This is a genomic window from Emticicia fontis (assembly GCF_054779675.1).
In genome coordinates this window covers 1-12,324 of record NZ_BAAGXU010000055.1, presented here as the reverse complement: position 1 = coordinate 12,324, position 12,324 = coordinate 1, and the positions used below count along the sequence as shown (strand labels likewise).

Below are 12,324 nucleotides of genomic sequence, written 5' to 3'. Positions count from 1 at the left end.
GTATAGCTATATTATGCTGCTCTTTTTTAAGAAGAATGCTACCTTCGGAAAGAGAGACATGCCTGTAATACAATCAGATACTATTGATATGCAGCTCGTCAGAGACATCAGTTTTGCTATCAGAATAATCAGTAAATATAGCCCCTGGAAGAATGTCTGCCGACACCAGGCATATCAGGCAAAGCTACTTTGTAATTTCTATAAAATACCCTATACTATCTATATAGGCTTCAAGAAAAATGCAAATGGAGTGATTGAAGGACATGCCTGGACCATTGTTAATGAACAATTGATAACAGGCTTTTGTAGAGTGGAAGACTATGTGGTTCAATCTCGTTTTTCATAAAATAATAGTACCAACCACGCTCAAATCTTAAAATCAACGCTGTCCTTAAGATTTCCTAATGCGTTTTTCTTAATAATTGTATTAATTGAGAGAAACACTCTTCTATTGTTGCATCAATTGATTTATTCTCTGTGTCTATTTCAATATCTGGATTAGTAGGAATTTCAAAGGGAGAATGAATACCTGTAAAATCATGAATTTGTCCTGATCGGGCTTTTTTGTAAAGCCCTTTTACATCTCTTTCTTCACAAGCCGCCAATGGCGTTGATACGTATAGCTCAATAAATTCTTCTGGTCTGATAATTTGTCTGGCAAATTCGCGGATTGCTTCCGTTGGTGAAATAAAAGCACAGATAGGGATAATGTCTACACTTAAAAATAGTCGGGCTATTTCAGCTACTCTTCGGATATTCTCCAATCGATCTTCAATAGAAAACCCTAAATCTTTATTAATCCCATACCTGATAGCATCTCCGTCTAAAATAATAGATTTAATACCTGATGCACTTAGTTTTTGAAAAAGCCCATTAGCAATAGTACTTTTTCCTGCACCAGATAATCCAGTTAGCCAAATTGCCTTTACTTTAAGTTCATTCATATTCAGTTCTTTAGAAAACCAAAGTACAGATGATAACTTAAAGAAACTACAATTTTCTTTCCTTAATCTAATTATTACCAAAACTGATTGAAATGGAAATAATTTCAATCAGTTCTCTGTTCCACCACCAAGTGCACGATACAAGTCTGTAGTTGCATTCAGTTTTTCTCTTTTGATATTGATAATGTCGAGTTCGTTCTGTAGTGTATTATTCTGCGCTATTATTACTTCCAGTATAATTAGCCACACCACTTTTGTAAAGTAACAAGGCATCCTTTGTTGCTTTAGTAAGGTATGTATTTTTCTGTTCGGTAAGTAGTGCACGTTCATCCAGGTATTTTAATTTCACCAATGCATCAGATACTTCTCCTACGGCATTCAAAACAGATTGTTTAAACTGTAAACCAGATTTCTCTTGTTCTAATTCTGCAATTTCATGGGCTGTTTTTAATGATTTTTTACGAAAAACAGGCTGTAAAAGATTTGCACCAACATTCTTTACGAGTGACCCCGGCAAATCGAACCAGACACCAAATTTGAATGAATTAGCTCCTATAGATGGGGTAATACTTATGGTGGGATACATGGCTACTTTTGCTAATCCTGTTCTTGAATTAGCCGCTATTAATGCATATTCAGCAGCTTTTATATCAGGTCTACGGCTTAAAAGCAAAGCAGGAACACCGTTTGGAAAAATACTCTCCGACAATATCATTGAATTATCTTTACTTCTTGCAATAGCATCAGGATAAGAACCACAGAGTATACTCAGCGCATTTTCCTGTACCGCTATATTTTGTTTAGCTACAGGAATTAGTATCTCTGCGGTTTTCTTTTGCATTTCCGCCTGCTCCACCGTTAATGAATTAACCTGCCCCGAGTTGTATTGCAATCTGATAATCTGCAAGGTACTATCACTCAATTCTATGTTTTTGTTAGCTACAAGTATTTGCTCGTCCAAGGCAAGAAGGTTATAATAAGCCTGGGCAACTTGTGTAATAATTCTTGTTCTAAGAGCTGCAACATTTTCCTTCTGCGCAAAATACTCTGCCAATGTTGCCTCTTTCTGCAATTTTGTTTTTCCAAGATGTCGGCTTCCCATGGTAAGGTTAGAGAAGCGTCATTACCGGAATCATTTCGCCCTGATTATTTCTGACAAAAATTTCATTGAACGCACTTTCGTCAGTTCTGAATATCCCATCAGCTTTGATGTTTACCCGATAAAATTTACCAAATCTTGTAAAATTCAGCGATTGGTCTCCGGCAAAATAATTCTGTACAGTTCCCAACATCGCACTCACATCAACGCCTAACTGCATGGCTTTGTCTTCATCTACTTCCAGCTCAAATTGAGGATAATCGACACGAAATACAGTATAAGCACTTTGTACGCCCGATTGTTTCATAATCTGTTCAATTACCTTATCTGCCATAGCTTTTAAAGAAGTTATTCCTCTACCCATTTTGTCCTGCAATACAAGTTCGGCACCAATACTGATTCCATAACCATCTACCGGAGGCATACGAATCACCAGCGTTGTGCCTTCTTTGATGGTACTCAGTTTGTGAAGATATACATTATAGTCTTTTTGCTTTTTTTTATAAATAATTCTTTTTTGTAAACCTGTTGCACTTATTTTTCGCATAAATTTGCTTCATGAAGATACTTCAGTTCATATTATCTATGTACATTCTGACACTCTCGTTTCTGCCTTGCGGAGATGTGGAGGACTGCAATGAGGTGGGTAATGTACCAGTAATATTTTCACAATCAAGCCACTCAGAGCATCAGGACGATGCAGAGTTTTGCTCTCCCTTTTGCATCTGTACCTGTTGCGGAACGAATATCAGTTACAACTTTCATATTCCTTTTCTCGCTTCAGAAGACCAACCTTATGTATTCACACAAAATCTAAGAGTTGCTTATAAAAACGACTCTTCTCTTTCCAATTTCTTCGGAAATATCTGGCAACCTCCCAAGTTATCTTAGTCTTTTCTTTTGATGAATTGTGTTATATGCCCTAATCAAACGGGTATGTATTATGCTATTATTAATTTATTTCTATTAAAAAATGGCAACTCATAAGAAGTCAAAAAAGGCTACCCAGCCTCTGACTAAGCCATTCTATACTAAAAAACAACCACCTCAGCCATTCACAATGAGGTTGTTGAAAATACTATTTGTTGTAATTCTGGGTATTGTACTGGCTTTGGGTATCATGGCCAGAATTTACCATTACAATAAATACGAAATCATTCATAAAAAAAATGTTAGATAAAATCATACAATTTTCAATCGTGAACAAGTTCATCGTCGGCTTACTCACGTTGGCATTGGTATTTGTCGGAATCTATAACTTAACACGATTACCGATTGATGCCCTGCCTGATATTACTAATAATCAGGTACAGATTATTACAACTGCTCCAACGTTAGCAACACAGGAAGTAGAACAGTTTATAACCTATCCCATCGAGCAAACCTTAAAAACAATTCCACGAATTGTAGAAATGCGCTCATTTAGTCGGTTTGGGTTAAGTGTGGTTACTCTTGTCTTTGAAGAAAGCGCAGATATTTATTGGGCCAGACAGCAGATGAACGAGAAGCTGAAAGATGCAGAACGTCTTATTCCGAAAGGCGTAGGTACGCCCGAATTAGCGCCCATCAGCACAGGTTTAGGTGAAATTTACCAGTATGTGATTTTTGCCAAAAAGGGATTCGAAAACCAATATGATGCTTCCAAGCTTCGCAGTATTCAGGACTGGGTGGTTAAACCTCAACTGCTTGGAACTCCCGGTATTGCCGAAGTAACAACTTTGGGTGGCCATCTAAAACAATACGAGATTGGCGTACAGCCCGACCGCCTCAAAAGCATGAATATAACGATTACAGATATTTTTGATGCACTTGAGCGGAATAATGAAAATACCGGAGGGGCATATATTGATAAACAACCCTACGTGTACTTCATCAGGGCTTTGGGGATGGTTAAGAGCATTCCCGATATTGAAAAGATAGTCGTTAAAAATAACAATGGCGTTCCTATCTTAATCAGGGATGTTGCCAAGGTACAGGAGGGCGCAGCCTTACGCTATGGTGCTGTCACCAAAGATGGTAAGGGCGAAGTGGTGGGTGGCATGGTGCTGATGCTGAAAGGAGAAAATTCATCGGCAGTTGTCAACCGAACTAAAGCTAAAGTAGAGCAAATCAAAAAATCACTACCCAAAGGGGTCGAACTTGAACCCTTTATTGACCGCACAAAATTAGTCAACAATGCCATCGGCACCGTTGAAACCAATTTAATAGAGGGCGCTTTGATTGTCATTTTTGTACTGGTTCTCCTATTAGGTAATTTTCGAGCAGGCCTGATAGTAGCATCAGTTATTCCATTGGCTTTGCTATTTGCTGTTATCATGATGAATCTGTTTGGTGTAAGTGGCAACCTGATGAGTTTGGGAGCCATAGATTTCGGTCTAATTGTCGATGGTGCGGTGATTATAGTGGAAGCAGTCATTCATCGTCTGCATCAGAATAAGGAAGGTAGATTAACTACCGAACAAATGAATGATGAGGTATTGGCCGCTTCAACCAAAATCAGAAGTAGTGCCGCCTTTGGTGAAATCATTATTCTGATTGTATATCTGCCTATTCTCACTTTAGTAGGGATAGAGGGCAAAATGTTTAAGCCTATGGCTCAAACAGTGGCCTTTGCCATTCTGGGTGCCTTTATCCTCTCGCTTACGTATGTACCAATGGCTTCTGCACTTTTTTTAAGCAAAACAATTAGCCACAAAAAGAACATTTCAGATAAAATTATTGACTTCGTTTACCGCTATTATCGTCCGGCTCTAGACAAAGCATTAAATCTAAAGGCCATTATCTTAAGCATTGCATCCGTCTTGTTTTTGGTTGCCTTATTTATTTTTAGCAGGATGGGCGGTGAGTTTATCCCAACTCTGGAAGAAGGAGATTACGCTATCAATTTCAGAAATGCCAATGGTAGTTCGCTGAATATGAGTATTGAAACCTCTACAAAATTAGAGAAAATCCTCAAAAGCAAATTTCCGGAAGTGGTTGAAGTAGTATCTAAAATAGGTTCTGCCGAAATACCAACTGACCCTATGCCGATTGAGTCAGGTGATTTGATTGTCATTTTAAAAGACAAAAAAAAATGGACGACCACTAAGGATTTCTACGAATTAGCCGATAGAATGAAGGAAGAAATGGAGCAGATTCCCGGAATAGGCTTTGAAGTATCGCAACCGATTCAGATGCGTTTCAACGAATTGATGACTGGTGTAAGAAGCGATATTGCCATCAAAATTTTTGGCGAAGATTTAGAGAAACTGGCTGCTACTGCTAATACTGCTGTAGGGCTTATCGGGAACATTGAAGGTGTAGCAGATATTAAGGCAGAGCAAGTTACCGGAATGCCTCAAATCACGATACGCTATAATCCTGATAAAATGGCATTATATGGCTTGAACGTAGGTGATTTGAATAAAGTAGTAAGGACTGGTTTTGCAGGAGAAGCAACAGGAATGGTATATGAAGGGGAGAAACGTTATGAACTGGTAGTACGTCTGGAAAAAGACTTTCGTCAGGATATTTCTAATGTAAAGAATATTTTCATCAGCCTCCCGACTGGTAATCAGATTCCATTGGAACAGGTAGCAGATGTGAATTTTGAACAGGGACCCTCACAAATCAGCCGTGAAGAAGGCAGACGCCGCATCGTAATCGGGTTGAATGTAAGGGGACGTGACGTAAAATCGGTGGTAAATGATATTCAGGCAAAATTAGATGCAAAGCTCAAATTACCTGAAGGCTATTATGTGACTTATGGCGGGCAATTTGAAAATCTGGTTGAGGCAAATAAGCGTTTATCTGTGGCTGTTCCCGTGGCTTTATTGCTCATTTTTGTGCTTCTGTATTTTACTTTTAATTCTATCAAACAATCTCTACTCATTTTTACGGCTATCCCACTTTCAGCTATCGGTGGCGTATTTGCTCTTTGGCTGCGTGGTATGCCATTCAGTATTTCTGCAGGTATTGGCTTTATTGCACTTTTCGGAGTTGCAGTACTCAATGGTATTGTCATGATCGGGTATTTTAACCAGTTAAAGTGTGAGGGTTGGACGAATGTGATTGATAGAATTAAAGAAGGCACAAAAGTACGGCTCCGTCCGGTAATCATGACTGCTTCTGTAGCTTCTTTGGGCTTTTTGCCTATGGCATTAAGTAGAGGTTCAGGTGCTGAAGTTCAAAAACCTTTAGCAACAGTAGTTATCGGGGGGCTGATTACTGCTACACTTCTTACGCTGATTGTATTACCGATTTTATATCTTCTGCTCGAAAGAGATATGAAACCAAGTAGGAGAACCGGTACAGCTACCGCCATTATACTATTTTTATTACTGAACAATTTAGCACAGGCACAGGAAACACCAAGGCTTAACCTAAATCAGGCCATTGAAACAGCTATCAAAAATAATCAGTCGATACAGGCTAATGAACTTGGCATAAGGGCGCAGAATCAGTTAAGTCCTACGGCTTTTGAATTGCCCAAGACCGATTTGAATGCTATGTTGGGGCAATATAACTCAAGAAACTTCGATCAGAACTATAGTATTTCGCAGAGTTTTAATCCGTTTCAGTTTCAGGCCCGAAAACAATTGATGAATGCCAATATCAAAAACAGTGAATTGAAACTGGCAACAACCATACATGAGCTTACTTTTCAGATACGTCAATCATGGAATCGGATTTTATACCTGAATGCAGTTAATCAACTACTTCTAAAACAAGGCGAATATCTGAATCTTCTTGTCAACGCTGCTACTGTAAGACTCAGGACAGGCGAAGGAACGCTTCTTGAAAAAACAACTGCGGAAACCAGACAACTGGAACTGGAGCAAATAAGAAAGCAGAGCGAAGGAATGGTTAGAAGTGAAAAATTGAAGATTCAGCGTTTGTTAAATATGCAGGGAGACTTCATTCAGGCTGATACTACCTTTCAGCTTTCAAAACCTTTGGTAACTGATTCAGTCTACATTAATCAGAATCCAGTACTCCAGCAGGCCATTCAACAGGTACGTATTGCCGAAGCCAATAAAAACCTGGACAATGCCCTACGCAGACCGGATTTATCAGCAGGTTATTTTATTCAGTCATTGACCGGGAATCAGGAGGTAGAAGGCAAAACAATTTTCTACAATGGTATGCCGCGTTTTCAGGGAATTACATTGGGGATAAGCATTCCGATTTTTGGTAGAGCCGCCAATGCCCGTGTAAGAGCAGCAGAAACGGAGATACTCGTACAACAGAAAAATGCCGACTATCTGAAAACCCAGCTGATTACTCAACTACTCCAACAAATGGAAGAGCAAAGAGTCAATCAATCCTTACTGAACTATTATACACAAACCGCTTTGCCCAATGCCGAGATTATAGTTCGTAGTGCTCGTAAAGCCTTTGAAAACGGAGAAATAGGCTATGTAGAATACCTGCAAGGCTTAGAAACGGCTTTGAGTGTTCAGCAAAATTACCTGAAAGCCATCAATCAGTTTAACCAGAATAATATCAATATTCAATATTTATTGAACAACTAAATTTTTGAAAAATGCCATTCAAACATCATAAAATCATTCATTATATAAGGGTCATCTTTTTAGCACTGAGTTTATTTTCCTGTAGTAAAGAAACAGAAAAAAAAGAAACTGAAGAACATCATGAAGATGCAGCCGGAATTGTAGAACTGACCCCTGCCCAAGTACAGGCATCACAGATCGTTTTTGGGAATTTTGAAAAGAAAAACCTGAGCGAAGTGATTACTGCTAACGGCTATACTAAACTTCCACCGCAGAATCAGGCCGATGTAGCCGTATTTGTAGCAGGTATTATCAAATCAATCGCCGTAATTGAGGGACAGTTTGTTAAAAAAGGACAAGTATTAGCTACTTTTCAGAGTACTGACTTTAATAATATCAGGCTCGAAAAAGAAAAGCTCAGCGAACAACTGGAACAAGCCAGAGTAAACAGAGATTTCCTGAGCCTGGAGTATGCCCGCCAGAAAGAATTGAGTGACGAAAATATAACTGCTAAAAAGAATTTTCAGAAAGTAAGCTCAGACCTTGAATCAGCTAAAAGCAGAATCGAAAGCCTGACCAATCAGATTAAGATTTTAGAGAGTACGCTCTCACTGAACGGAAAAGATAACTCAGGACTCCTTTCTATTCTTGCTCCTATTTCGGGCTATATAACCGGTGTTAATATAAAAATAGGTAGCAGTATCGCCCCAGATACTTCTTTGTTTTCGATTGTAGATAATACAAAAATGCACGTTGATTTACTGGTCTATGAGAAAGATCTTTTTAAAATAAAGGTCGGACAGAGTGTTCGTTTTGTGCTTACTAATCAGGGTAATCAGGAGATTATGGGACGAATTTTCAGCGTTGGGAAAGCCTTCCAGAATGAAACCAAATCTGTGGCCGTTCATGCTGATATTAATAATAGTGACGCTCGCCTGATTTCAGGTATGTATGTGAGTGCTTTGATTGATATTGGCAAGAATGAAGTGAATACCCTGCCTATTGATGCCATTGTAAAGGCCGAAGGAAAAGAGTTTATTTTTATTCAGGAAGAAGAAAAGGAAGACACTCATAAACCTACCGAAGGAAAAGAAAAACCGGAAGAAAAGAAAGACGAAGGCATACATTTTAAACGAATTGAGGTAAAAACAGGAACAGTTCAATTAGGTTTTGTTCAGGTAAATCCTTTACAGGAAATTCCAGTCGGAGCAAAAATCGTTACCAAAGGGGCTTTTTATCTGCAATCGACTATCGCTAATGCAGAGGGTGGTGATGATCATGGACACTAAAAATCATTTCTAATACAATAATACACTATGAAAACTAGCATAAAAGATTGGAAAGAAAACTTTAATCAACAACTGGCTCATATATAGATTGAGTTTGATGCACTTTTTGTCAAGGGAAAAATCGAAGATTACTTTATACTCGAAGAAAATGTGGAAACAGGTATGCTTACCCTTCGTATTTCAGGGAATGGTATCCTACCCAAACAAATAGAAGATTTACTTATTGATGCCTTTAATCAATCGAAACCGTAATGTATAACATTATCATCGGGAGCTTTTTATTGAGTGTATTGCATGCTGCCATTCCTAACCATTGGTTGCCAGTCATTGCAATTGGTAAAAAGGAGCAATGGTCAATCCGGGAGGTTTTACAGGTAACGCTTGCTGCTGCATTGGCGCATGGGTTCAGTACCATTCTGATTGGCCTGGCATTGAGTTTTCTGGGTAAATCAATGGCAGACAATATCAATCAATTTTCACACCTGGTAGCACCAGTCATTTTTATACTATTGGGCTTAGTTTTTATATACCGACATCACCATCACAAGCATTTTCATTTGTCTGAAATACCACCCAGAAAGACCTCTAAAAGACATATAGTAATGGCATTAGTCATTGCCATGTTCTTTTCGCCCTGTATGGAAATAGAAGCCTATTTTCTACTGGCAGGTACGCAGTCTTATTGGTTGGTGGCATGTATAGCCATTATGTATATAACTACAACTACGGTAGGCATGGCATTATTGGTATCTCTGGCTTATAAGGGTTTACTGAAATTGAACTGGCATTCGCTCGAAGACAATGCCGGAATCATTACAGGTATTACATTAATCGTAACAGGATTCATATCTTTCTTTATATTTTAAAAATTTAAAATTATGGCAAAAGAATGTTGTAGCACAGATGATGAGCAAACGCCAAAAAAATCATCTAAAGCAGGAAATACTACTCATAAGGAGGCTAATAAATCTATAATGGCTGTTTATAAAGATAAAAATACGCATAAACATGATGACGACGAAGAACACAATCATGACCATGAAGAGCATAGTGATGATGACGGCCATGACCATGGTGCAGAGGGTGAAGAAACAGGATGGAAGTCTCATTGGGATTTGCTTCTGGCTTTAGTTATCCTTGTTGTCATGATGACATTAAACTTCGGCTTTGATTATATGCCACCTAAATTGATTGATTTCACTATTCATCTGGTAGCTTATCTGTTGGCGGGTTGGCGTGTGTTGGATATGGCTTTCCGCAAGCTCAAAAGACGTGACATCTTCAATGAGTTCTTCTTGATGAGCGTGGCAACTATAGGAGCCTTTGTCATTGGCGAATTCCCTGAAGGCGTAGCCGTGATGGTCTTCTATTGCATTGGTGAATGGTTTCAGGATGCAGCAGTTAGCAATGCCAAGAAAAGCATTAAAGCCTTACTGGATGTGCGGCCTGATAAAGTTTCAGTTATCCGAAATGGTAAACCACAGGAAGCAGCTCCATCAGAGGTAAAAGTAGGCGAAACTATACAAGCCAAGCCTGGCGAAAAGGTAGCATTAGATGGAGAATTGCTTTCAGAAAGTGCGTCTTTCAATACAGCCGCTCTTACGGGCGAAAGTAAGCCTGATACCAAATATAAGGGAGAAGCTATTCTTGCCGGAATGATCAACCTGAATAGCGTGGCAGAAATAAAAGTAACAACTCTGTTTAAAGACAGTAAATTAAGTCGCATTCTTGAAATGGTTCAGGATGCGACTGCCCGTAAATCGCAAACACAATTATTCATTTCAAAATTCGCCAGGATATACACGCCTATTGTCTTCTTTCTGGCAGTAGCAGTTTGTTTTGTGCCTTATTTTATCGTGGACGATTACGATTTTCAGACATGGTTTTACAGAGCTTTGGTATTTCTGGTGATTAGCTGTCCTTGTGCCTTGGTTGTATCAATTCCTTTAGGCTACTTTGGTGGTATCGGTCTTGCTTCAAGAAATGGAATCCTGTTTAAGGGAGGTAATTTCCTTGATGTAATGACCAAAGTTAATACAGTTGTTATGGACAAGACCGGAACACTCACCAAAGGTGTATTCAAAGTCCAGAAAGTAGTACCTGATAAAATGAGTGAACATGAATTAGTGAGAATTACCGCGGCAGTAGAAGCCAATTCTACCCATCCTGTCGCCAAAGCCGTAACCGATTACGCCAAAGAAAAAGGAGATTTGGCTAAAGCAACTGATATTGAAGAAATAGCCGGACATGGATTAAAAGGAAAAGTAGATGGCAAAAGTGTGCTGGCAGGTAATGTAAAACTACTAAAAAAATTCAATGTTGCTTATCCAGTTGAAATTGAAAAAGTAGTGGATACCATTGTAACTGTAGCCATAGACAATAAATATGCAGGCTATATCACGATTGCTGATGAAATAAAAGAAGATGCGGCAGAAGCTATTAAACAGATGCATACCCTGAATATTAAAACAGTCATGCTTTCAGGAGACAAGCAAAGTGTAGTGGATAATGTAGCAGGGCAGATTAGAATTGATGAAGCCTATGGCGATTTATTACCGGAAGGAAAGGTAGAAAAATTGCGGAACCTGAAAAATCAGGGTAAACATGTCGCCTTTGTTGGGGATGGGGTGAACGATGCCCCGGTCGTAGCTCTGGCAGATGCAGGTATCGCTATGGGAGGCTTGGGTAGTGATGCTACCATTGAAACAGCCGATGTGGTAATCCAGAATGACCAGCCCTCCCGCATTGTTTCGGCTATTAAAATCGGCAAAATTACCAGAAGCATTGTGTGGCAGAATATCATATTGGCTATGGGTGTAAAAGTCGTTGTACTTGTGTTAGGCGCAGGTGGTGTAGCTAATCTTTGGGAGGCAGTGATTGCCGATGTAGGGGTGGCTTTATTAGCTATTTTGAATGCAGTAAGAATACAGAAAAAACAGGTTTGAATCTCATAAATGGCTATCAGAAACAGAAAATTCTGAGAATTAAAAATTTCATATATGGGTGGAATCTATAATAAATTTCAGGAAGATGAACTTGTATTAGCTGAGAAAATAGCAGTAAAGTTGTTTGCCCTTGATTTTAATACAACCATCTAAAAGACAAAAAACCTTAGTAAAACACACAATGGGTATAGGTAAATATATCGATTTGCCTATACACTATGCAATGCAATACGGCAGTAAACAAATTGGAAGCTTTATTCATATAGTACAACCAGTTTGTAAAAAGCCTCATTTAGGTTTTCCGAATTCTGCATTTAACCTGGCTTGCCGGATTGATGAAGTTTCTCAATTATACCTGCTATTAATTGGCGGCCAATTGCCTCAACTGTTCTTCGCTTCAATTACCGTTTTCAAAAACGATGGGATTTATTAGAAAATCCGACAAGCAGGACAGGAGTATTACATTTTGGGATTTCAAGCTATTTTGAAATTTATTGGGATCAACCCTAAAAGTTGTGGGGAAGTAAAATAATCTTGACCTTTGCATTTTAAGAA

General features: G+C 38.8%; 11 protein-coding genes. 8 read left to right on the top strand and 3 right to left on the bottom strand.

Annotated elements, in window-relative coordinates; all coding sequences use genetic code 11:
* Positions 1-13 precede the first annotated feature (13 nt).
* Positions 14-346 carry a lasso peptide biosynthesis protein gene (locus ACYVFA_RS23285; RefSeq protein ID WP_460474270.1) on the top strand — a complete coding sequence of 111 codons (333 nt, stop codon included), beginning with the start codon at positions 14-16 and terminating at the stop codon, positions 344-346.
* Between the two features lie 55 nt (positions 347-401).
* On the opposite strand, the gene cysC is transcribed toward ACYVFA_RS23285, so the two are convergent.
* The 3 genes from cysC to ACYVFA_RS23270 all read right to left on the bottom strand — a co-directional run bounded on the left by cysC (position 402) and on the right by ACYVFA_RS23270 (position 2,590).
* On the bottom strand, positions 402-944 hold the full coding sequence (gene cysC / locus ACYVFA_RS23280; protein WP_460474269.1) for an adenylyl-sulfate kinase: 543 nt from the start codon (positions 942-944) through the stop codon (positions 402-404).
* A gap of 208 nt (positions 945-1,152) precedes the next feature.
* Positions 1,153-2,046 carry a TolC family protein gene (locus ACYVFA_RS23275; protein WP_460474268.1) on the bottom strand — a complete coding sequence of 298 codons (894 nt, stop codon included), beginning with the start codon at positions 2,044-2,046 and terminating at the stop codon, positions 1,153-1,155.
* Between the two features lie 7 nt (positions 2,047-2,053).
* Positions 2,054-2,590, bottom strand: a complete 537-nt coding sequence (locus ACYVFA_RS23270) for an efflux RND transporter permease subunit (protein WP_460474267.1) — start codon at positions 2,588-2,590, stop codon at positions 2,054-2,056.
* A gap of 11 nt (positions 2,591-2,601) precedes the next feature.
* Here ACYVFA_RS23270 and ACYVFA_RS23265 point away from each other — a divergent pair, with 11 nt between their 5' ends.
* The 7 genes from ACYVFA_RS23265 to ACYVFA_RS23235 all read left to right on the top strand — a co-directional run bounded on the left by ACYVFA_RS23265 (position 2,602) and on the right by ACYVFA_RS23235 (position 12,202).
* Positions 2,602-2,934 carry a DUF6660 family protein gene (locus ACYVFA_RS23265; RefSeq protein ID WP_460474266.1) on the top strand — a complete coding sequence of 111 codons (333 nt, stop codon included), beginning with the start codon at positions 2,602-2,604 and terminating at the stop codon, positions 2,932-2,934.
* Positions 2,935-3,016: 82 nt separating this feature from the next.
* The gene (locus ACYVFA_RS23260) at positions 3,017-3,223 is read left to right on the top strand and encodes a hypothetical protein (RefSeq protein ID WP_460474265.1); all 207 of its coding nucleotides are present in this window, start codon (positions 3,017-3,019) and stop codon (positions 3,221-3,223) included.
* Positions 3,213-7,556: a CusA/CzcA family heavy metal efflux RND transporter gene (locus ACYVFA_RS23255; RefSeq protein WP_460474264.1), complete on the top strand. Its 4,344-nt coding sequence runs from the start codon at positions 3,213-3,215 to the stop codon at positions 7,554-7,556. Before ACYVFA_RS23260 ends, ACYVFA_RS23255 begins: the two co-directional genes overlap by 11 nt.
* Positions 7,557-7,567: 11 nt before the next feature.
* Positions 7,568-8,824 (top strand): efflux RND transporter periplasmic adaptor subunit, encoded by a 1,257-nt coding sequence (locus tag ACYVFA_RS23250; protein ID WP_460474263.1) that lies wholly within the window; start codon positions 7,568-7,570, stop codon positions 8,822-8,824.
* 251 nt (positions 8,825-9,075) lie between these two features.
* Complete coding sequence (locus ACYVFA_RS23245; RefSeq protein ID WP_460474262.1) at positions 9,076-9,690, top strand: hypothetical protein; 615 nt, start codon at positions 9,076-9,078, stop codon at positions 9,688-9,690.
* A 108-nt stretch (positions 9,691-9,798) separates the two neighbouring features.
* Positions 9,799-11,769: a heavy metal translocating P-type ATPase gene (locus ACYVFA_RS23240; protein ID WP_460474299.1), complete on the top strand. Its 1,971-nt coding sequence runs from the start codon at positions 9,799-9,801 to the stop codon at positions 11,767-11,769.
* Between the two features lie 181 nt (positions 11,770-11,950).
* Positions 11,951-12,202 (top strand): hypothetical protein, encoded by a 252-nt coding sequence (locus ACYVFA_RS23235; protein WP_460474261.1) that lies wholly within the window; start codon positions 11,951-11,953, stop codon positions 12,200-12,202.
* The last annotated feature ends 122 nt before the right edge of the window (positions 12,203-12,324 follow it).